At 71.7% G+C, this 20,866-nt stretch carries 21 protein-coding genes and 1 pseudogene; 12 read left to right on the top strand and 10 right to left on the bottom strand.

Annotated elements, in window-relative coordinates; genetic code table 11:
• Positions 1–31 precede the first annotated feature (31 nt).
• Positions 32–1,006: a GlxA family transcriptional regulator gene (locus QFZ58_RS27905; RefSeq protein WP_307127655.1), complete on the bottom strand. Its 975-nt coding sequence runs from the start codon at positions 1,004–1,006 to the stop codon at positions 32–34.
• Positions 1,007–1,076: 70 nt separating this feature from the next.
• Here QFZ58_RS27905 and QFZ58_RS27900 point away from each other — a divergent pair, with 70 nt between their 5' ends.
• Positions 1,077–2,498, top strand: coding sequence for an MFS transporter (locus tag QFZ58_RS27900; protein ID WP_307127654.1), 1,422 nt, complete (start codon positions 1,077–1,079; stop codon positions 2,496–2,498).
• Here QFZ58_RS27900 and QFZ58_RS27895 read toward each other — a convergent pair.
• Positions 2,488–2,925: pseudogene (locus tag QFZ58_RS27895) on the bottom strand (ATP-binding protein). The gene QFZ58_RS27900 and the pseudogene QFZ58_RS27895 overlap by 11 nt on opposite strands.
• A gap of 133 nt (positions 2,926–3,058) precedes the next feature.
• Here QFZ58_RS27895 and QFZ58_RS27890 point away from each other — a divergent pair.
• Together QFZ58_RS27890 and QFZ58_RS27885 are read left to right on the top strand one after the other, a co-directional pair.
• Positions 3,059–3,904 (top strand): Scr1 family TA system antitoxin-like transcriptional regulator, encoded by an 846-nt coding sequence (locus tag QFZ58_RS27890; protein WP_373428677.1) that lies wholly within the window; start codon positions 3,059–3,061, stop codon positions 3,902–3,904.
• Positions 3,901–4,107, top strand: coding sequence for a DUF397 domain-containing protein (locus QFZ58_RS27885; RefSeq protein WP_307127652.1), 207 nt, complete (start codon positions 3,901–3,903; stop codon positions 4,105–4,107). Before QFZ58_RS27890 ends, QFZ58_RS27885 begins: the two co-directional genes overlap by 4 nt.
• 85 nt (positions 4,108–4,192) lie before the next feature.
• Here the strand turns inward: QFZ58_RS27885 and QFZ58_RS27880 are convergent, their stop codons facing one another.
• Positions 4,193–4,804, bottom strand: coding sequence for a DUF1349 domain-containing protein (locus QFZ58_RS27880; RefSeq protein ID WP_307127651.1), 612 nt, complete (start codon positions 4,802–4,804; stop codon positions 4,193–4,195).
• Positions 4,801–6,321 carry an aldehyde dehydrogenase (NADP(+)) gene (locus QFZ58_RS27875; protein ID WP_307127650.1) on the bottom strand — a complete coding sequence of 507 codons (1,521 nt, stop codon included), beginning with the start codon at positions 6,319–6,321 and terminating at the stop codon, positions 4,801–4,803. Before QFZ58_RS27875 ends, QFZ58_RS27880 begins: the two co-directional genes overlap by 4 nt.
• A gap of 166 nt (positions 6,322–6,487) precedes the next feature.
• Here QFZ58_RS27875 and QFZ58_RS27870 point away from each other — a divergent pair, with 166 nt between their 5' ends.
• The 3 genes from QFZ58_RS27870 (at position 6,488) to QFZ58_RS27860 (ending at position 9,288) form a co-directional block, all read left to right on the top strand.
• Positions 6,488–7,258: an IclR family transcriptional regulator gene (locus QFZ58_RS27870; RefSeq protein ID WP_073747874.1), complete on the top strand. Its 771-nt coding sequence runs from the start codon at positions 6,488–6,490 to the stop codon at positions 7,256–7,258.
• A 4-nt stretch (positions 7,259–7,262) separates the two neighbouring features.
• Positions 7,263–7,736, top strand: a complete 474-nt coding sequence (locus QFZ58_RS27865) for a GNAT family N-acetyltransferase (RefSeq protein ID WP_307127649.1) — start codon at positions 7,263–7,265, stop codon at positions 7,734–7,736.
• A gap of 100 nt (positions 7,737–7,836) precedes the next feature.
• Entirely contained in the window at positions 7,837–9,288 is a 1,452-nt protein-coding gene (locus QFZ58_RS27860) for a penicillin-binding protein 2 (protein WP_307127648.1), read from the top strand.
• 69 nt (positions 9,289–9,357) lie between these two features.
• Here the strand turns inward: QFZ58_RS27860 and QFZ58_RS34540 are convergent, their stop codons facing one another.
• Positions 9,358–10,131 carry a helix-turn-helix domain-containing protein gene (locus QFZ58_RS34540; RefSeq protein ID WP_373428598.1) on the bottom strand — a complete coding sequence of 258 codons (774 nt, stop codon included), beginning with the start codon at positions 10,129–10,131 and terminating at the stop codon, positions 9,358–9,360.
• 224 nt (positions 10,132–10,355) lie between these two features.
• Here QFZ58_RS34540 and QFZ58_RS27840 point away from each other — a divergent pair, with 224 nt between their 5' ends.
• From QFZ58_RS27840 to QFZ58_RS27815, 6 genes are all read left to right on the top strand, one after another.
• Complete coding sequence (locus tag QFZ58_RS27840) at positions 10,356–11,027, top strand: DUF4097 family beta strand repeat-containing protein (RefSeq protein WP_307127647.1); 672 nt, start codon at positions 10,356–10,358, stop codon at positions 11,025–11,027.
• An 11-nt stretch (positions 11,028–11,038) separates the two neighbouring features.
• Positions 11,039–12,007, top strand: a complete 969-nt coding sequence (locus QFZ58_RS27835; protein WP_307127646.1) for an ATP-binding cassette domain-containing protein — start codon at positions 11,039–11,041, stop codon at positions 12,005–12,007.
• On the top strand, positions 12,004–12,780 hold the full coding sequence (locus QFZ58_RS27830) for an ABC transporter permease (protein ID WP_307127645.1): 777 nt from the start codon (positions 12,004–12,006) through the stop codon (positions 12,778–12,780). Before QFZ58_RS27835 ends, QFZ58_RS27830 begins: the two co-directional genes overlap by 4 nt.
• 393 nt (positions 12,781–13,173) lie before the next feature.
• On the top strand, positions 13,174–13,746 hold the full coding sequence (locus tag QFZ58_RS27825) for a SigE family RNA polymerase sigma factor (RefSeq protein WP_307127644.1): 573 nt from the start codon (positions 13,174–13,176) through the stop codon (positions 13,744–13,746).
• The gene (locus QFZ58_RS27820; RefSeq protein ID WP_307127643.1) at positions 13,743–14,459 is read left to right on the top strand and encodes a hypothetical protein; all 717 of its coding nucleotides are present in this window, start codon (positions 13,743–13,745) and stop codon (positions 14,457–14,459) included. Before QFZ58_RS27825 ends, QFZ58_RS27820 begins: the two co-directional genes overlap by 4 nt.
• 103 nt (positions 14,460–14,562) lie before the next feature.
• Entirely contained in the window at positions 14,563–15,396 is an 834-nt protein-coding gene (locus tag QFZ58_RS27815; protein ID WP_307127642.1) for a pectate lyase, read from the top strand.
• 65 nt (positions 15,397–15,461) lie between these two features.
• Here QFZ58_RS27815 and QFZ58_RS27810 read toward each other — a convergent pair whose 3' ends face one another.
• The 5 genes from QFZ58_RS27810 to QFZ58_RS27790 form a co-directional block, all read right to left on the bottom strand.
• Positions 15,462–16,592 carry a cellulose binding domain-containing protein gene (locus QFZ58_RS27810; RefSeq protein WP_373428676.1) on the bottom strand — a complete coding sequence of 377 codons (1,131 nt, stop codon included), beginning with the start codon at positions 16,590–16,592 and terminating at the stop codon, positions 15,462–15,464.
• A gap of 178 nt (positions 16,593–16,770) precedes the next feature.
• A complete protein-coding gene (locus tag QFZ58_RS27805; RefSeq protein WP_307127640.1) occupies positions 16,771–17,022 on the bottom strand; it encodes a hypothetical protein in 252 nt (83 codons plus the stop codon).
• A gap of 136 nt (positions 17,023–17,158) precedes the next feature.
• A complete protein-coding gene (locus tag QFZ58_RS27800) occupies positions 17,159–18,241 on the bottom strand; it encodes a dienelactone hydrolase family protein (RefSeq protein ID WP_307127639.1) in 1,083 nt (360 codons plus the stop codon).
• Positions 18,238–19,344, bottom strand: a complete 1,107-nt coding sequence (locus tag QFZ58_RS27795) for a pectinesterase family protein (protein WP_307127638.1) — start codon at positions 19,342–19,344, stop codon at positions 18,238–18,240. Before QFZ58_RS27795 ends, QFZ58_RS27800 begins: the two co-directional genes overlap by 4 nt.
• Before the next feature lie 89 nt (positions 19,345–19,433).
• Positions 19,434–20,765, bottom strand: a complete 1,332-nt coding sequence (locus QFZ58_RS27790) for a polysaccharide lyase family 1 protein (RefSeq protein ID WP_307127637.1) — start codon at positions 20,763–20,765, stop codon at positions 19,434–19,436.
• Positions 20,766–20,866: the final 101 nt, after the last annotated feature.

Genomic DNA, 20,866 nt, shown 5'->3' with positions numbered 1-20,866 from the left:
CCGCTCCCCCTCAACATGCGATCCGACCTGCTCATTCCCCCGCGACGGGGACCGCGGTGAGCCTGGTGAAGGAGGCGCGGTAGGCGCTCGGGGTGAGGCCGAGGCGGCGCTGGAGGTGCTGGCGCATCGAATCCGCCGTGCCGAGACCGCTGGCACGGGCCACATGGTCCATGGGCAGGGTGGTGGTCTCCAGGAGTTCCCGGGCGCGTTCGATGCGCTGATGCAGCAGCCACTGGAGTGGGCTGAGCCCGGTCTCGGCGTGGAAGCGGCGCGAGAGCGTGCGTACGGACACGCCACCGTGACGGGCCAGGTCGGTGAGCGTCAGCGGTTCGTCGAGGTGCTGCATCGCCCAGGCGCGGGTCCGGGCGAAGGACACCCCGCGCTCGGGCGGCAGCGGCGTGTCCGTGAACTGGGTCTGGCCGCCGGGTCGTACGGGTGCGACGAGGGTGAGGCGGGCGACCCGGTTCGCGACGGCGGCGCCGTAGTCGGTACGGATGATGTGAAGGCACAGGTCGATCCCGGCCGCGTACCCGGACGAGGTGAGGACCGGGCCGTCCTGGACGAAGAGGACGTCCTTCTGGAGTTCGACCGAGGGGTAGCGGTCGCCGAGTTCGCCCGTGTACGTCCAGTACGTGGTGGCGGCCCGCCCGTCCAGCAGACCCGCCTCGGCCAGGGCGAAGGCGCCGGTGCAGATGGAGGCGATGCGCTTGCCGTCGGCCGAGGCCCGACGCAGGGCGGCCAGGATGCGTGGGTCTGGTTCCTCGCAGGAGCCCGCCCCGGCGAGGATCACGGTGTCGGCCGTGTCGATGAGATCCAGGCCGTTCGGGATGTGCACGTCGAGTCCGCCACTGGTGCGCACGGGGCCGGGTCGCAGGGTGCAGAAGGCCGTCTCGTACCCGGGATCGCCGTCGATCTCGACCTTGCTGAACAGCATCTCAGGGATGGCGATGTTGAACATGGACACGGGCGGCGTCGAGATGACGGCTACGCGGTGCACGGGCGGCATGGCCAGAACCTCCGGGGGTATGGCATTCAGGCCACTACTGTACGCGGGCCGTGATCGCCAGGCTGGAGGCATGCCGACAGAGAACGCTCTTCGAACGCCCCTGCCCGCCGATGCGTTGCCGTCCGGCCGACGCGGCTCCTTCCCGCCCTCGTCCCCGTCCCCCTCCCCCGCCCTCACCCTCGTCGCGTCCCTGCTCGGCTTCGCGCTGATCATGCTGGACGCGTCGGTGGTGAACGTCGCGCTCCCCTCGATGGGGTCCGACCTCGGCGGCGGGATGTCGGGGCTGCAATGGGTGGTCGACGCCTACACGGTCGCCTTCGCCGCACTGCTGCTGTCGACGGGCGCCTTCTCCGACCGGATCGGCGCGACCCGGGCGTACGCCCTCGGAATCACCCTGTTCACGCTGGCGTCCGTCGCCTGCGGTCTGGCCCCCGGCCTCGCGGCGCTGATCGGATTCCGGGTGGTGCAGGGAGTCGCTGCCGCCGTCGTCCTGCCTACCACGCTCGCCCTGGTGCGCCAGGCCTACGCCGGCCCCGCTCAGCGCCGTCGCGCGGTGTCGCTGTGGGCGGCGGGCGGCACCACCGCGGCCGCACTCGGCCCGGTCGTGGGCGGGGCGCTGACGACGGCCTGGGACTGGCGGGCCATATTCTTCATCAACCTGCCGTTGGGGCTGGCCGCGCTGGCGCTGACCGTCCGGGCCCCGCGTTCGGCGCGCCGGCCTGCCCCACTGGACCTCCCCGGTCAGCTGACCGCCGTTCTCGCCCTGGCCGGGTTGGCGTTCGCGGTGATCGAGGAGGGAAGGGTCGCCCTGGTGGCCCTCGGGATCGCGGTGGTGGCGCTGGCCGCGTTCTTCCGTATCGAGTCCCGGCATCCGCATCCCGTGGTGCCGCTGGGCCTCTTCCGCAACCGGACCGTCGCGGTGGCGGTGGGAGCCGGCTCCGCGATCAGCGTCGCCTTCTACGGCATGATCTTCGTCTACAGCCTCTTCTTCCAGCAGGTACGCGAGCAGTCCGCGCTCACCGCCGGCCTGATGTTCTTGCCGATGAGTGCCCTACTGGTGGTGGTGAACATCCTGTCGGGGAGGCTCGCGAACCGTTACGGGCCGAGACTGCCGATGCTGGTGGGCCAGATGGTCTCCGTAGGCGGCCTGTTGCTCCTGCTGTCCGTGGACACGGACACGTCGCTGGTGCTGACCGCCGCGCTGCTCGTTCCGCTGGCACTGGGAGCGGGCCTGGCCCTGCCGCCGCTCACCGCCGCCATGATGGAGACCGTGCCGGCCGACCGGGCCGGGGTCGCCGCGGGTGTCCTCAACGCCGCCCGTCAGGTCTCCGGCGGGCTGGGGGTGGCCGCGTTCGGCGCCCTGGTCGCGGACGGTTTCGAGGACGGGATGCGGACGAGCCTGGTGATCAGCGCGATCCTGTTGAGCCTCACCTCTCTGGCGACGACCCGGCTGGCACGGGGCAATGAGCAGCGCGAAGCGGTCAGGAACTGACCTGGGCGCGGCTCCTCCAGCGTCTCCCGGACGGGCCGATCTCCGCCCAGACCGTCTTCCCCGACGGCGGTGACGGACGCACGCCCCAGTCCGCGGCGAGGGCGCCGACGAGGAGCAGCCCCCGGCCCCCTTCCGGCGTTTCCGTGGGCCCCACGGGAAGGGGACGCTCACCGCGCGGGTCCGTCACCTCGATCCGCAGTGTCCCCTCCGGCCAGAGGCTGAGGCCGACGCGGAAGCCCCGCCCCTACAGCCGTCCGTGCCGGACGGCGTTGGAGGTCAGCTCGGCCACCACGAGGGCGGCGGCGTGGGTGGCCTCGCCGTCGCGGGGCCACCCCCATGCGACGAGCTGCTCCACCGTGAGCAACCGACCGAGCCGGGCACCTCGCCGGGTGGCGCTGAGCAACTGGGTGAACTGCTGTGGGGCCATGGGGATCTGTACGGATTCGCTCTTCACACCACTCAGCGTGGCCGCGTGACCGTACGCTTACCAGGAGTGATGGCGGTACGTGACGAGCACGTACCGGTGCGCACGGCGACGGGTACCGGAGGTACCGGTGGTTCTGGACGACACGATCGGCGACGACGACGGCCCCGAGGAGGCGGCGGACCTCTTCCGCGTCGTCGGACGCCAGATCCGGCTCCTCAGGGAGCGGGCGGGGCTGACCCAGCGCGAGCTCGGTGAACGGCTCGGCTACAGCGAGGACCTCATCCGCTCCCTGGAGCGGGGCCGTCGTACGGCGCAGCCGGAATTCCTGGACGCGGCGGACGAGTTGCTGGGTGCGGGCGGGTTGCTGCGGGCCGCGTCGGAGGACGTGGCCCGGGCTCGGGCCCGGGCGCGGGTGCGGCATCCGGCGTGGTTCCGGGACTACGTCCAGCTGGAGACCAACGCGGCCGAGGTCCACGAATACGCCAGTCATGTCGTCCCGGGCCTGCTCCAGACGGAGGAACACGCGCGGGCGTTGTTCACCATGCGGAAGCCCTTGCTGGACGAGGCGACGATCGAGCAACGCGTGACAGCGCGCCTGGCTCGCCAGGACTTGCTGACTCGGTGGCCCGCCCCGATCGTGACCTGCATCGTCGAGGAGGTGGTACTGCGCAGGCCGATCGGTGGCGAGAAGGTGCACAGAGCACAGCTCGAACAGCTGCTCGCTCTCGGCCGGCTGAGGAGCTTGGAGCTTCAGGTAATGCCCACCGGTCGCGACGAGCACGCCGGACTGGGCGGCCCCTTCATTCTGCTGACGCCGAAAGGACGCTCTCAACTCGCGTACATGGAGGTGCAGAACGTCAGCAGGCTCATCACCGAGCCCGATGAGGTCCGTATCCTGGCCGCACGCTACGGCAGCATCAGGGCGCAGGCACTCACACCGTCCGACTCCCTGACTGCCATCGAGGAGTTACTGCGATGAGCATCGACGGCGCTGCCGACAGCACGGGGCCTCTCACCTGGTCGAAGAGCAGCCACAGCTCCAACGAGGGGGGTGCGTGCGTCGAGGTCGCCGCCACGGAGCACATCGTCCTCGTCCGCGACTCGAAGGACACCGCCCGCCCCCACCTGACCCTCAGCCCCGCCGGCTGGGCGGACTTCGTCCGGTACGCGGCCGGTGTGTGACGTAGCTGCGCCGGGCCGCCGGCCGGTCCTCCGCCCTCCGGCGTGAGCCGGAGGGCGGAGGACCGTTACCGGCTACCCGGTCGGCTCAGCTGCCGTCGCGCAGGTCGGCGAGTCCGCCCGGCGCGTAGGTGATGCGGTCGAACGACACCGTGCAGCCCTCGCCCGTGGGCGACTGGACGAGGAAGCCGGCGCGGGCAGCGGCCCGCTGCTGGGCCGTGCCCAGGGTGAAGACGCGGACGAAGGTCCACTTCTCCCCGTCGGCCGAGGCGTGGAAGGCGAACGCGTCGCCGGTGCGGCTGAGCCGCAACCAGCAGCTGTCGCCGTCCACCACGGCGGAGTTGACGTCGTCCGAGTGGCCCCGGGTGACGACCGTGCAGACGGTGGGCTGGTCCGGGGAGAGCTCCAGACAGAGTTTCGCCCACTCCCGCTCCCCCACGTGGAGGTAGAGGACCCCGGCGTCGAAGGCGGCGGCGAAGCCCACCGTCACCCGCGCGGCCAGCCGGAAGTCGCCTTCCGGTACGGCGCCCAGCAGGCGCGGGGCGTCGGAGGCGGGTTCCAGGGAGTCGCCGCCCGGCGGGACGAAGCGGTCCTGCCGGGCGCCCGCCCGGCCGGTGAGCACGCCGTTCTCGTACGCCCATCCGCCGTCGGGGCCCAACGGCTCCAGGTCGAAGGGTATTTCGGGGAGTCGCACCGTCATGCGCGGCGCCCGTCGACCCGTCGCGGCAGCCCCAGCGGGTTGTCCTCGCGGAGCTCCGGCGGGAGCAGGGCGTCGGGCGTCGACTGGTAGCTGACAGGGCGCAGCCAGCGTTCGATCGCCGTGGCGCCGACCGAGGTGGAGGTCGAGGTGGTGGCCGGGTAGGGGCCGCCGTGGTGCTGGGCGGGGGCGACGGCGACACCGGTCGGCCAGCCGTTGACCAGGACGCGGCCCGCCAGCGGGGTGAGCTCCGTGAGCAGCCGGGCGGCGCCGGCGTCGGTCTCCTCGGTGGCGATCTGGAGCGTGGCGGTGAGGTTGCCCGGGAGGCGGGAGAGCACGGCGGTGATCTCGTCCTCGGAGTCGTACCGTGCGACGACGGTGACGGGGCCGAAGCACTCCTCCAGCAGCGCGTCGTGCGGGCCCTCTTCGGCGAGCCGCTGCGCGGGGACGGTGAGGAAGCCCGCGGAGACGGTGTGCTCGCCGCCCGCACCGGGGGTGACGGGGGCCTCGACGTCCGGCAGTGCCGCCCGCTCGGCCACCCCCGCGACGAAGGCGTCCCGCATCCGGTGGTCGAGCATGACGCCCGAGCCGGTGTCGCTGACCGTCTCGGTCAGCGACTTCAGCAGCCGGTCGCCGGCCTCGCCGGACGGGGCGAGGACGAAGCCGGGCTTGGTGCAGAACTGCCCGGCGCCCATCGTCATGGAGCCGCCGAGGCCGGCCCCGATCTGCTCACCGCGTTCCGCGGCGGCCGCCGCGGTGACGACGACCGGGTTGAGCGAGCCCAGCTCGCCGTGGAACGGGATCGGGGTGGGGCGGGCCGCCGCCGCGTCGAAGAGGGCCCGGCCGCCGCGGATCGAGCCGGTGAAGCCTGCCGCGGTGATCAGCGGGTGCTTCACCAGCTCGACGCCCGCGTCGAAGCCGTGCACCAGGCTCACCACGTCTTCGGGCAGGCCGTTCCGCACGGCTGCCCTGCGCAGGATCGAGGCGCAGATCTCGGAGGTTGCGGGGTGGTCAGGGTGCGCCTTGACGACGACCGGGCAGCCCGCGGCGAGTGCGCTCGCCGTGTCACCGCCGGGGACGGAGAAGGCGAGCGGGAAGTTGCTGGCGGAGTAGACGGCGACGACGCCGAGCGGGATCTTGTAGCGGCGCAGGTCCGGCCAGGGCGGGGTCCTGCTGCCGTCCTCGTGGTCGATGTGGATGTCGAGGAAGGCACCCTCGTCGACGACCTCCGCGAAGGCCCTCAACTGGGCCGCCGTGCGGGCGAGCTCGCCGGTGAGCCGGGCCGGGCCGAGCGCTGTCTCCGCGTCGGCCGCCTCGATGACGTGTTCCTGGGCCTCGGCGAGCAGATCGGCCGCCGTGCGCAGGAACGCGGCGCGGACGGTGCGGTCGGCCAGGGCGCCGCGCACGGCGTGCGCGGCCCGGACCACACGGTCGACCTCCTCCGCTGTAGCCTCCACCGCAACCTGCTCACGCGGGTTCCCGGTGCGGGGGTCGACACTCCAGACTGGTGCTGCTGCCACCGTGTTTCCTTCCGGTCCACTGCTACACATCAGAAGTTGTTCGGTATTCTGAACAGCGTTCCTGATCGTGAATATGGCAGGAACTCTATTTCCGGGTGTTCAGTGTTGGCAAGAAGTCGCAGGGTCGCGCACGGTTGTGGCAAGAGGGCTGGAAGGGGCATGAGGCATGTCGGTTGCCGAGTCTGGTGGGGCACAGGTCAAGTCCGCGGTACGGACGGTGGAACTCCTCGAATACTTCGCGGGGCGCCCCGGAATGCACTCGCTGGCCGCCGTGCAGGAAGCCGTCGGCTACCCCAAGTCCAGTCTCTACATGCTGCTGCGCACGCTGGTGGAGCTCGGCTGGGTGGAGACCGACGCGACGGGCACGCGGTACGGGATCGGTGTACGCGCCCTGCTCGTCGGCACGTCGTACATCGACGGTGACGAGGTCGTCGCCGCCGCCCGGCCCACCCTGGACCGGCTCTCGGACGACACCACGGAAACCATCCACCTGGCCCGCCTGGACGGCACGAACGTGGTCTACCTCGCCACCCGGCAGTCCCAGCACTACCTGCGCCCCTTCACCCGTGTCGGCCGCCGGCTGCCCGCCCACTCCACCTCGCTCGGCAAGGCATTGCTGGCCACCCACAGCGACGAGCAGGTCCGCAAGATGCTGCCCGAGACACTGCCGGCACTGACCGAGCACACCCTCACCGATCGCGAGAAGCTGATCGAGGAGCTGCACGTCATCCGCGAGCAGGGGTACGCGGTGGACCGCGAGGAGAACACCCTGGGGCTGCGCTGCTTCGGCGTGGCCATCCCGTACCGCACGCCTGCGCGTGACGCGATCAGCTGCTCCGTCCCGGTCGCCCGGCTCACGCCGGCACACGAGCAGATGGTCAAGGACGCGCTGTTCGACGCCCGCGACCGCCTCACCCTCGCCACCCGGAGACTCTGACCCCGTGCACGTCACCCTGCGCGAGGTCCGGGACGGCGACCTGCCCCTGTTCTTCGCCTTCATGAGCGACCCGGAGGCGACCCGGGTGGCCGCCTTCACCAGCGCCGATCCGTCCGACCGGGCGATGTTCGACGCCCACTGGCAGCGCATCCGCGCGTCGGAGAGCGTCGTCATGCGCACCGTGCTCGCCGATGACGTGGTGGTGGGCAGCGTAGGCGTCTACGGACCGCCGGCCGAGCGCGAGGTCACCTACTGGATCGACCGTTCGCGCTGGGGCAGGGGCCTGGCGACGGCGGCGCTGCGGGCGCTGCTCGACGCCGTACCGGAACGCCCGCTGCGGGCGCGGGCCGCCGCGGACAACGCGGGGTCGGTCCGCGTGCTGGAGAAGTGCGGCTTCACCCTGACCGGCACGGACCGGGGGTACGCGGAGGCCCGCGGCGAGGAGACCGACGAGGTGCTCCTCCTGCTGGAGGAGTGAGAGCGGGCGCCGAGAAGATTCCTGGCCCGGCAGGTGAGAAATCGGTGAGAAGGCAGACGAACGGGAACGGCCCCCGCCACCCCACTCGTCCCTCAGCGGGATGAACAAGACAATCAGGCGCGCTTCGGTCTTCTGTCTGCTCATGGTCCTCGCCCTGCTGGTGCGGGCGACCTGGGTCCAGGCGTACGAGGCCCGGGCGCTCGCGGACGACGACCACAACCGGCGGAACACGATCGCGCAGTACGCGCAGCCGCTCGGCGACATCATCGTGGCCGGCTCACCGGTCACCGGTTCGAAGGAGACGCGGGGCGGCGACCTGCGCTACAAGCGCACCTACCCCCAGGGTGAGCTGTACTCGGCCGTCACCGGCTACAGCTCGCAGGCGTACGGCGCCACACAACTCGAAGGCATCTACGGCGACGTGCTCGACGGCACCGACGACCGGCTCAGGAATCCCGGCGAGGTGATCACCGGCGAGCAGGCCGCACCGGGCGACGTGCTGACGACCATCGACCCGGCCGTCCAGAAGGCGGCCCACGACGCGCTCGGCGACGACCGGGGCGCGGCCGTCGCGATGGACCCGGAGACCGGGCGGATCCTCGCCATGGTCTCCTCGCCCTCGTACGACCCCTCCGGCATCAGCGGGACGACGGACGGCGACACCTGGCAGAAGCTGCTCGGCGACAAGGACAAGCCCCTGGTCAACCGGGCACTGCGCCAGCCCCTCCCACCCGGCTCGACGTTCAAGCTCGTGGTGGCGTCGGCGGCGCTGGAGAACGGTCTGTACAGCTCGGTCGACGTCCCCACGGACAGCCCCGACCCGTACACCCTGCCGGGCACGTCGACGGTCCTGACCAACGAGAACGCCTCGGCGCCCTGCGGGAACGCCACCCTGCGCACGGCACTCCAGTACTCCTGCAACAACGTCTTCGCGAAGGTCGCCGCCGATCTCGGCCAGGACCGGCTGAAGGCGATGGCGGACGCGTTCGGCTTCGACACGGAGAAGCTGGACGTGCCGGTGCGCGCCTCCGAGAGTGTCTATCCCACGGGCATGGACAAGGCGCAGACAGCGCTGACCGGCATCGGCCAGTTCGAGGTGACGGCGACCCCGCTGCAGATGGCCATGGTCTCCGCGGCCCTCGCCGACGGCGGCGAGCTGGCCGCCCCGCACATGGTCTCCGAGGTGACGGACTCCGGGGGCTCGACGCTGCAGGCGTTCCCGGACGGGGACACCGAGCGCGTCGTGTCGGAGTCCACCGCCGAGCAGTTGCGCAGCGCGATGGTCACCGTCGTGGAGAAGGGCACGGGCACCAACGCCCGGATCGCCGGCGCCGAGGTCGGCGGCAAGACGGGCACGGCCCAGAACGGCGTCGGCAACAGCAACACCCCGTACGCCTGGTTCACCTCGTACGCGAAGGACGACTCCACCGGCGAGCAGGTCGCCGTCGCGGTGGTCGTCGAGGACTCGGGGGCGGCCCGCTCCGAGGTCAGCGGCAACGGCCTGGCCGCGCCGATCGCCCAGAAGATGATGAAGGCGGCACTGGGGAGCTGAGGACGCGGGGGGCGTCGCGGCGCGGCCGTCACACGGCCGCGCTCCACCGCGGGGCAGTACGGGCCGTGATCATCGGTGCGGGGCGTCCTGTCCGTGGTCCGCACCCGCATCGGCCGCGCCGCCCGAGGTCGTCGCGGGTTTCGCGTGGAGTATCGCGCGCGCCTGCTCCGCGGCGCGGGCGGTGCTCTCGGAGACGAAGTCGAGGAAGCGGGCGACGTTCTCCAGGCGGGTGGCGGCCGGGGTGCCGGGGCCGAGGACACCGACGCCCTGCCGTGCGACCTCCACGACCTGGGCGGTGGACCGGGCACTGGCCATCATGGACTCGTACCAGATGTCGTCGTCGACGACATAGCGCTCGCGGCGGCGTTCGTCGCGTTCCCGGCGGGCGAGGCCCTGCTCCTCGAGGAACGCGATCGCCTTGGAGACGGACGCCGGGCTGACCTGGAGACGCTGGACGAGTTCGGCCGCGGTGAGACTGCCCGTGTCGGCGAGGGTGAGGCAGGCCATCACCCGGGACATCATCTTGGGCATGCCCGAAGCCATGATGACGGTGGTGAACACCTCCTCGTACTCGCGCACGGCCTCGGCGTCACGCCCGTAAGCCTGCGGAACCGCCTCCACGCCCCGGGACGTGGTCTGCCCGCGCCGGTGGGCGCGGCGCTCGGTGGCACGGTGGGCCAGGTCGGCGCGGTAGGCGGTAGGGCCGCCGTTGCGCATCACCTCACGCGTGATCGTCGAGGTGGGGCGGTCCAGTTGTCTGGCGATCTCCGCGTAGGCGAGCCCGTCGGCCAGCCCGAGCGAGATGTGCCGGCGTTCCTCCTGAGTGAGCCTGCCTCCCGGCACCGCGATCTCCCTTCGTAGGTCCCGATACCCCGAGCATAGCGTTCACTTCCATTCCATTGCAACGACAGACTGTCCGCTTGTTGCATTACGCCCAGGGCCGTTGCAACGATTAGTAGGCTTTGACCTGCACTTATGCGTGTCATACGCAACGCGTCTCTTGCTGCATCCATGAACGCAACGTAGCGTTTCCACTATCAGAAACGACGAGCAGACAGGGACACGCCATGCAGAACTTCGACACCCCCGCCCCGATCTCCGCCGTGCTCGACCTCCCCGCAGGGCGCGTCCGGTTCATCGCCGCCGACCGGGCCGACACCACGGTCGAGGTCCTGCCCGCCGACGCCTCCAGGGGCCAGGACGTGAAGGCGGCCGAGCGGACCACGGTCGCCTACGGAGACGGTGTCCTGCGGATCACCGCCTCACCGGCGAAGAACCGGATCCTCGGCAGCTCCGGGTCCGTCGAGGTGACCGTCCAGCTGCCCGCAGGCTCCCGCGTCGAGGCGAAGGCGGCCGGCGCCGAGTTCCGGGGCGTCGGACGGCTCGGTGACGTCGCCTTCGAGAGCGCGCAGGGCTCGGTCAAGCTCGACGAGACCGCGAGCGCCCACCTCACCCTCCTCGCCGGTGACGTGTCGGTCGGCCGCCTGGGCGGCCCCGGGGAGATCAGCACCCAGCAGGGCGACATCAACATCACCGAGGCCATGGGCGGCACGGTCGAACTGCGCACCCTGTCCGGCGGGATCTCGGTCGGCGCCGCCCGCGGAGTCTCCGCCTCCCTGGACGCCGGCACCACATACGGCCGGATCCACAACGCGCTCAAGAACACCGACGGCGCCGCCGCCGGCCTGACCATCCACGCGACCACCGCCCACGGCGACATCACCGCCCGCAGCCTGTGAAGGAGCACCCCATGACCGACCTGGCCATCGCGGCGAACGGGCTGCGCAAGTCCTACGGCGACAAGACCGTCCTCGACGGCGTCGACCTGACCGTCCCCGAAGGAACGGTCTTCGCCCTGCTCGGCCCGAACGGGGCAGGCAAGACCACCGCCGTCAAGATCCTTTCCACGCTCGTCTCCGCGGGCGCCGGCTCCGGCGACATCCGCATCGGCGGTCACGACCTGGCCGCCGACCCGCAGGCGGTGCGTGCCGCGATCGGTGTCACCGGCCAGTTCTCCGCCGTCGACGGACTGATCACCGGCGAGGAGAACATGCTACTCATGGCAGACCTGCACCACCTGCCCAAGAACGAGGGACGCCAGGTCACCACCGAACTCCTGGAGCGCTTCGACCTGACCGAAGCAGCGAAGAAACCCGCCTCCACCTACTCCGGCGGCATGAAACGCCGCCTGGACATCGCCATGACCCTCGTCGGCAACCCGCGGATCATCTTCCTCGACGAACCCACCACCGGCCTCGACCCCCGCTCCCGCCACACCATGTGGCAGATCATCCGCGCCCTGGTCTCCGAAGGCGTCACCGTCCTCCTCACCACCCAGTACCTCGAAGAGGCCGACGAACTCGCCGACCGCATCGCCGTACTCCACAACGGAAAGATCGCCGCCGAAGGCACCGCCGAAGAACTCAAACGACTCGTCCCCGGCGGCCACGTCCGCCTGCGCTTCACCGACCCCACCACCTACCGCGACGCAGCCCGCACCCTCACCACCGCAACCCGCGACGACGAGGCCCTCTCCCTCCAACTGCCCAGCGACGGCAGCCAACGCGACCTGCGCACCATCCTCGACCGCCTGGACACCACCGGAATCGAGGCCGACGAACTGACCGTGCACACCCCCGACCTCGACGACGTCTTCTTCGCCCTCACCACCACCACCCTCCCCAGCCAGCCCAACCATCCCAAGGAGACCGCCCGATGAGCACCCTCCCCCTCGCCGTGCGCGACTCCTCCACCATGCTGCGCCGCAACCTCCTGCACGCCCGCCGCTACCCCTCCCTCACCCTCAACCTGCTCCTCACCCCCGTCATGCTCCTGCTGCTCTTCGTCTACATCTTCGGCGACACCATGAGCGGCGGTGCGGGGCGCTCCGCCTACATCGCCTACATCGTTCCCGGCATCCTGCTCATGACCATCGGCTCCACCACCATCGGCACCGCCGTCTCGGTTTCCACCGACATGAGCGAAGGCATCATCGCCCGCTTCCGCACCATGGCCATCCACCGCAGCTCCATCCTGTTCGGGCACGTCGTGGGCAGCGTCCTGCAGACGATCCTGAGCGTGATCCTCGTCGGCGCCATCGGAGTGGCCATGGGCTTCCGCTCCACCGATGCCACCGTCCTGGAATGGCTGGCGGCCTTCGGCCTGCTCGCCCTGTTCGCCCTGGCCTTCACCTGGATCGCGGTCGGCATGGGCCTGTCCAGCCCCAACGCCGAAGCCGCCAGCAACAACGCCATGCCCCTGATCCTGCTGCCCCTCATCTCCAGCGCCTTCGTGCCCCTGCACTCGATGCCGGGCTGGTTCCAGCCGATCGCCGAGTACCAGCCCTTCACCCCCGCCATCGAGACCCTGCGCGGCCTGCTCCTCGGGACCGAGATCGGCAGCAACGGGTGGCTCGCCCTCGGCTGGTGCCTGGCCCTGACCCTCCTGGGCCATCGCTGGTCCAAGGCCCAGTTCGACAGCGACCCCAGGTAGTCGCGATGCCGGCGCGGGCCACCGCCCGCACCACGTCCCGCACCACGTCCCGCACCACGTCCCGCACCACGTCCCGCACCACGTCCCGCACCGGGGCGGCGTACTCCGACTCCGCGTCGGCCCGCGCCGCCCCGTCGGCGTACCCGGGGTCCGGACCGCCACTCGAGTGGCTGGGGGCCGGGGCTCCGCACAGGTGTCGCGCGACGCTTCTTCCGTACCAGGGGTTCACGTTTTCGCCGTGTTACGCCTTACTGGGTTACGCACCCGCGTCGAAGCGCTTCCGGGGTGCGCGTTGGTACGCTCTCGTCCCCGCGGACGGAAGTGTGAACGTACACAGCGACGTACGCGGCCCGTTCGAGCGGGCAGGGATCCGAGTGCAGAGAAGGGGTACCCGTGGGCACAGTCGTGGATGATGCTGCTGCCGCCGAGTTCCATGCGTTCTTCGAGGCGCACTATGCCGAACTCGCCCGGCTCGCCCACCTGCTGACGGGCGAGGCCGACGCGGCCGACGATCTGGCTGCCGAGGCGCTGATGGCGCTCTGGCACCGCTGGGACCGGGTCAGGGGCGCCGAGCACCCGGTGGCGTACGCGCGTGGGGTCGTCGCCAACCTGGCCCGTACGCGCATCCGCAGTGCCGTGCGTGAACGCCGCAGGATCGCGCTGTTCTGGGCGCCGCGCGCCGCCGGGGACGGATACGCGGCGGACGGGCCCGACGTGTCGGCGGTGGTGGACGTCCAAGGGGCCCTGCGCCGGCTGCCGTTCCGCAAGCGGGCGTGCGTGGTGCTGCGGCACGCCTTCGACCTCTCCGAGCGGGACACCTCGCTGGTCCTCGGGATATCGGTCGGTACGGTGAAGAGCCAGACCTCGCGCGGTGTGGCGGAACTGCAGCGGCTGCTCGGCCCCGCGGCAGCGGCCGCCGAGGTGCAGGTGGCCGTCGCGGCGCAGCGCACCGGAGGAAGACAGTGAACGACGAGGACCTGCGGCAGCGGCTGCACACCGCCGCCGCCTCGCACCGCCCGGACCGGGAACGGATGCTGGCCCGGATCGAGCGCGGCATGGCCGGGGAGGCACCGGCCCGCACCCCCCGTCCGCCGCGTGCGCCGATGCCGTGGCTGCGGGTGGCGGGTGCGACGGCGGCGGTGTGCGGGGTGCTGGCGGCCGGGGCGTTCGCGGTCACCTCGGCGGGTCAGCGGGAGCCTGCGGGAGCGCGGGTGGCCGCCGGACCCGCGTCACCGTCCCCCTCGCCCCCGGCGGACCCCTCGCGGGGCGGCGCGCTGCCCGCCGGGCAGGGGCCGCTGCGGTCGGACGGCACGGTGGACTCCCACAGCAACCGCTACTGGGCGCAGAGCAATGTGACGGTCGAGGCGAGGGAACCCCTGTCCGCACTCACCGTCGAACTGCGGGTCGAGCTGAACGGCGGGGTGAACACCACGGGTTCCTGGCGTTCCCTGCCCGAGCAGGACTTCGTGGTCTCGGCGCACGAGGAGGGCGGTTTCCTCGTCTACCGGTGGACGCTGAAGCCGGGGCGGAGCGTGCCGGCGGGTACGCACACCTTCGCCGGGCAGTACAACCACGCGGAGGGGGTCCGGGACGCCGGGCGGGACGGCTACACGGCGCGGGCCCGGGCGTCCGAGGGTGAACAGGTCACGGTGGGCGGGGACTTCACGGCGGCGCCCTGAGCACGTCGTACGAAAAAGTTCCGGGACCCGGCAACCCCCCGGCCCGCCGGTGGCGACCAAGAAGCGCAACACTCCCCCACCACCGAGGAACGGAACACCCCACATGAGCGCACGAGCGCGTACTCACCGGCGCCGGCCCGGCAAGCGCCGCATGGCCGCCGCGCTGACCGCGGCCCTGGGACTCACCGGCGCCGCACTGGCCACCAACGTCATGCTGCAGCCCGCCGGCGCGGCAGCGGCCGCGGTCCCCGCCTGGCCCAGCGCCAAGGGCACCCAGGCGGTCTCGTCGACCATCGAGGTCTCCGGGACGTACGACGGCGGTCTCAAGCGCTTCTACGGCAGCGGCGACCTCGGCGACGGCGGCCAGGACGAGGGGCAGGACCCGATCTTCGAGCTGAAGGACGGGGCGACGCTGAAGAACGTCATCCTGGGCTCGCCCGCCGCGGACGGCATCCACTGCTCCGGCAGCTGCACGCTCCAGAACGTCTGGTGGGAGGACGTCGGCGAGGACGCCGCGTCCTTCAAGGGCACCTCCTCGTCCTCCGTGTACACGGTGTACGGCGGCGGGGCCCGCAAGGCCTCCGACAAGGTCTTCCAGTTCAACGGCGCGGGCAAGCTGGTCATCACCAAGTTCCAGGTCGCCGACTTCGGCAAGCTGGTCCGCTCGTGCGGCAACTGCTCCAAGCAGTACCAGCGCAACATCATCGTCAACGACGTCGACGTGACGGCACCGGGCAAGTCCCTGGTCGGCATCAACACGAACTACGGGGACACCGCCGCGCTGCGCTCCGTGCGGATCCACGGCGACAGCAGCAAGAAGATCAAGCCGTGTGTCCGCTACACCGGCAACAACACCGGGGCCGAGCCGAAGGAGACGGGCAGCGGACCGGACGGCACCTACTGCCGCTACACGGCGTCGGACCTGAGCTACGACTGAGCCGCGGGACCTGCCGCCCCGGTGTCCCGGCCGTGTTCGGGCCGGGACACCGGGGCGGCGAGCTCTCAGCAGCCGATGGGGGCCGAGCCGACGGCCACGTCGTCGAACCACAGGGTGTCGTCACCCGTCCCGTAGCTCTCCCAGCCCAGTCGCAGGGTGGTGGGCCGGGGCGGGGTGGTGCGGGCCAGCCATTGCTGGTCGATGTCCTGTGTGGGGACACCGTCGGCGTGCAGGCCCGCGATCCGCTCGTCGCCGAGCCAGGTGTCGAGACCCGTGGCCGTCGTGTCGATCGCGAAACGCAGGCACTGCCAGCTGTTGGTCGGCAGCGGCCGGCTCAGCGCCACGCCGGCCGGGCTCTGCGCCGGCAGCGTGGCGTCGTCACTCTCCCGGTTCCACTGCAGGGCGCCGTTCTGGCCCCCGACGCGCAGGCTCCGCCCGCCCTGGGAGGTGTCGGGCAGGGAGACGAAAGTGACGTGGGCCGAGGGCAGCGCGGTGGTGTGCCTCACCCACATGCGTCCGTACACCACCGGACCGACCGAGGACAGGTCCGCAGTGGCGGCGACGAAGGCGTGGTTGCAGTAGCCGGCCCGGCCGTCGACCCGTAGCGATGTGCCGCCGCTGTGCGCGACCGCCCTGTCGACGGCGGCCGTGCCGGTGCCCTGGCAGTCGGGTGCGGTGAACTTCCAGGCGCCGGACGGGGTGGGACCGGTCTGGTCCTCGAAGCCCGAGCAGATGACCGCGCTGCCGCAGTCCGCGCCGGTCGGCGGGGGCGTGGGCGGCGGAGTCGTAGGCGGCGGAGTCGTGGGGGGCGGAGTCGTGGGGGGTGTGGTCGGTGGCTGGGTGCCGTCACCGCCGCAGGGCACGCCGTTGAGGGCGAAGTCGCCCGGTGCGGAGCCGGCCGACCGCACGGTTCCCTGCAGGCCGAATTCGGCGGTGCCGCCCGTGGCCAGCGCGCCGTTCCAGCCCGTGTCGACGGCGACGACGGACGCACCGGTCTGGGTGACGGAAGCGTTCCACGCCGAGGTCACCTTCTGATCGCCGGTGTAGGTCCAGGTCAGCCGCCAGCCGGTGAGCGCCTGGCCGAGATTGGTGACCTTGATCTGGGCGGTGTAGCCGCCGGTCCACTGGTTCACGCTGTAGTCGACCCGGCAGCCGGAGTCCGCCGCGCTCGCGGACATCGCGCCGCTCGCGGACATCACGGTGAAGCCGGACGCGAGCAGTACGAGGGACGTGAGGACCGCCGTCACGGGCCGGCTCAGTAATCGCGGGAGAAGGATGCGCACGTGTGCCTCCGAGGTAGGGGGGTGCGAGAGAGTGGCGGGAGCGCTCCCATGCAACGGGACGGGACTCCGGTGCCCCGGAGCCCCGTCGAGGTCAGCCGGTGGGGGTGTCGGCGTACCAGCCGTGGACGACCTTCCGCCCCGGCGCGGCCGACGGGAGTGACCACCCGGTGACGGGAGCGCCCGGGCCGGTGGTCTTCACCTCGGACCGGAAACCACCCCGCCACCCACCGGTGGCCGTGCGGCCGGCCTCGCAGCCGGTGGCGGGCACCGCCCGGGGGCCGGTGGGTGCCCTGAGGCCCGGGACGGTCGCGCAGGTCGCACGTGCGGCGGGAAAGCTCTTCATGCGTTCCTCCTCGTGCGAAGCGGACACAGCGCCATGGGAGCGCTCCCAGACCCCTCGGCCCGAGACCGTACACCGGCGCGCCAGGCGCGTACAGTCATTCGACCGACGCAATGTGCCGCATGCGGATGACCGCTGCTCAGCCGCCCACCCAGAGGTCCAGCCACGCGTACACCTCGTCCTGCATGTCGGCCGTGAACGCGTGGCCACGGCCCGGCCACGTCGTCGTCGTGAGCCGGCTGCCCGCTCCCTGCGACTCCCAGACCGCCCGCATCTTCGCGTACGCCGCCGTCACCCCGGCCCGCGGGAAGAGGTGATCTTGTTCGCCCGCGAGGAAGAGGGCGGGCTTCGGGGCGGCGAGCGAGGCGACGTCCGGGATGTCGAGGTGACGGTGGAGCCCGGGGTGGAGCGTGAAGTACGCGGACTGGCCGCGCAGGACGTTGTTGCCCGGGACCATCACGCCGGCCACGGTCGTCATCCAGCAGACGGCCGCCGCGGCCCGGACGCCGTCGGACAGGGCGGAGAGCTGCCAGGCGCGGTAGGCGCCCATGGAGAAGCCCAGCGCCCCGACGCGCCCCTCGTCCACCTGGGGCAGTGTGGCGAGGAAGGCCGCGGCCCGGATGTCCTCGTGGGCGGCGAGTCCGGCCAGCGAGGTACCCAGCTGGAGGAAGTTGGCTGCCAGGGCCTGCTGGTCCCCGTAGGCCAGCGGTCCCCTGTCGCCCCAGCCGAGGGTGTCCACGGCGAGCACCGCGTAACCGCGGGCCGCCAGTTCGTCGCCCGGGAACCGGCCCCCGTAGTACCGGGCGGCCCACGCCGTGGCCCGGGCGAGGCGGGCCGGGTCCGCCCGGGGGCGTACGACCTTCTCCCTGCCGATGGAGAACTCGCCGCCGTGGTCGTGCAGGAGCAGTACCGCCGGGAAGGGCCCGCTGCCGTGCGGCAGCAGCAGGGAGCCGCGCGCCCGCCCGTAACGGCTGACGGCGAACTCCACGGTGCGCGCGGTGTACGCGTCCGTCCGGTGCTCGTCGACGGTCACGGGGTCGAACGGTTCGGGCCCGGGAGCGAGCGGCTGCAGGAAGGACTCCCCGGCTCTGGCGCGCGCTTCGGCGCGCCAGGCCGTGAAGTCGCCGCCGGTGGCGTTCTCCCAGGCGAGCGGGAAGGTGAGGCCGTCCCGGAGCTGCTCGTAGAAGGCGGGGAGCACGCCTTCCGTGAGGCCGGATCTCACGCGTACGGGCGCCAGTCGCCGAGCCACTCGGCCGGGGTGTGGGAGCGGGCCTGCGACCGGCTCAGCCGGGGACGGTTGCCGGGGACGGTGATGCGGGCGCCGGGGCCGGTGTTGTGGTACTCGGCGAAGCGCTGTTCCTGCCAGGGGAAGCCCGCGGACATGGTGCCGTAGGGCGTGTCCGCGTCGATGCCCGCACCGAGATGGCTGTCGCGGACGGTGAGCATCGGGTGTGCGGTGAGGTCGGAGGAGGGCACCCAGGGGCGGGCCAGTTTGTAGTACGCGTCGGGGGCGGTGCTGGTGACACGGGAGCGCACGACCAGGTAGCCGTGCGGGTTGGCCCCGGCGGTGCTGGGCGCGAAGACGAAGCCGTACGGGGCGGACGCCAGGTCGGTGCGGGTCAGGGTGCGGAAGTGGCAGCGGTCGTAGACGGCGGTGGCACGGCCGAAGACGAAGTCGACGTCACCCTCCATGTAGCAGTCGCGGTAGTACTGGCGGGCGAACGCGGTGAGGGACAGGGAGTCTGCGTACAGGGTGTCCTGGTGGCCGAGGAATCGGCAGCGGTAGAACGCCGAACGATCGCCCTGGACCTTGATCGCGACGGCCTGGGTGCCGGTGTACCCGGGGTGGCCGGCGCGAAGCCAGTCGTTGGCGAAGGTCACGTCGCGGGCGGTGAAGCCGGCGGCCTGGACGGTCGTGGTCGCGGACCCGGAGGTCCCGTAGGTGCCCGAGCCGTCGGGCTTGGGGGTGCCGGCCGCGTTGTCGTGGACCATGACGGTGTCGCGGGGGTCCCCGCTCGCGCCGACGAGGGTCAGGCCGGTCAGGGCGGCGGGGACGGTGACGGTCCCGCGGTACACGCCGGGGGCGAGCACGAGGGTGTGTCCCGTGCCGGAGGCGGCGTCGACGGCCCGCTGCACGCCGGTGTGGTCGCCCCGGCCCTGCGGGTCGACGTACAGGGTGCGGGAGTCGAGGCGGCGGGAGGGCGAGCCGTACCGGCCGAACGGCCGGTGCGTGGCGGGGCGGGCGTGTGCGGCGGGCGCCGCGCCGAAGGTGAGGGCGGCGCCTGTGCCGGCGAGCAGGGACAGGGCACTGCGTCGGCTGAGCATGGCGGTACTCCTTGGCGGATGAGGGCCGGAGCGGCGCTCTCCGGGGTGATGGAGAGCGTGCGGTGCCGCTCCGGCCGGTTCGGGTGGGCTCAGCGGCTCAGCGGCTTGCCGGCTCCAGCTGCCAGGTCCACGAGCAGGGGGACGACGAGCGGGTGGTCGACCTTGGTGCGCAGCTCCGGATTCCAGCCGGCGCCCTCGGTGAGCTGCTCGGCGGGAACACCCGCGTTGTGCACGGCGATCAGGTCGGTCCTGCGGCCGTTGACGTAGTTGTCCTGCGCCGTGAGGGAGGACTCGGACCACTTCTTGAGGATGGTCGCCTTGTCGAAGCCGGCGGGCACGGTGAAGGCGTTGTGCTCCGCGACGAGCGCGGATTCGGCTCCGATGCCGTACGTGTAGCCGTAGGCGGCGCCCCGGGTGGCGACGAAGTGGTTGTTGTACGAGTCGACCTGGCCGAAACGGACGCGGGGCGCTCGCTCCTTCACGTCCTTGAAGAGGTTGTGGTGCAGCGTGACGCGGAGCTTGCCCCGGTCGCTCGCGCCGGCGCCGTCGCTGTTGCCGATGAGCATCGTCTTGTCGTGGTCCTTGAGGACGTTCCACGAGACGGTGACGAGGTCCGCGCCGCGCACGATGTCGAAGAGGCCGTCGTGCTGCTGGTACACCTGGCCGAAGTAGTGGGGCTGGCCGGCGTCGGGGCGGTCGCCGTCGCCGAACGTGTTGTGGTCGACCCAGACGTGGCTGGAGCCGTGGACGACGAGGTTGTCGTACTCGGAGTTCCAGGCGCCGTGGTCCCCGTCGGTCGGGTCCCACTGGGGGAAGCAGTCGTAGGTGTCCTCGAAGGTGATGTTGCGGACGATGACGTTGGAGACGTTCTTCACCTGGAGGCTGGCGCCGATGACCGTGGCGTCCTTCCCGACACCGACGAGCGTGGTGTTGGAGGGGACGTTCACGTTGACGGCGGCCGCCTGGAGCTTCGCGGAGGCGGCGCGGGCGTCCTCCAGCGGGCCCGAGGGGACCGCGTCGGTGCCCCAGACGGCCGGGTCGTAGGCGGCGAGGTACTTCTCCAGGGTGTAGCCGTCCTGCTGGTACTCCTCGCAACCGATCGGGGTGCCGTTGACGTCGGCGTTGCCGTGGACCGTCCCGGCGATCCGGACGATCTTCGGGGCGTCGCCGGCGTCCTTGAAGGCGGCGATGAGCTCGGCCCTGTCGGTCACGGTGTAGACGTGGTCGGGGGTGGCCTGCGAGCCGCCCGTGGTGGAGCCGTCGGCGGCGGCCCAGCCGTCGCCCGCGGGAAGGACGGCGCGCTCGACGCCCTTGCCCCGGTGGTGCGGGGCCGCCTGGGCGGGGACGCTCACGGCGAGGGCCAGTGAGGCGCAGCCCAGCACCACGGCGATGGCGCGGGCATGAGTCATGCGTGCGGGCATGGCGAATCCTTAACTGTCGTTCGGAGAAGGTGTGGTGCGTGCGGACGTGCGCTGCGGGAGATCGTGCGGCGCGGGAGCGGCGCGTTGCCGAGGAAGGGCAG

It is taken from the genome of Streptomyces sp. B1I3 (genome assembly GCF_030816615.1).
Taxonomy (GTDB): domain Bacteria; phylum Actinomycetota; class Actinomycetes; order Streptomycetales; family Streptomycetaceae; genus Streptomyces.
This window is presented reverse-complemented; position numbering and strand designations above follow the sequence as displayed.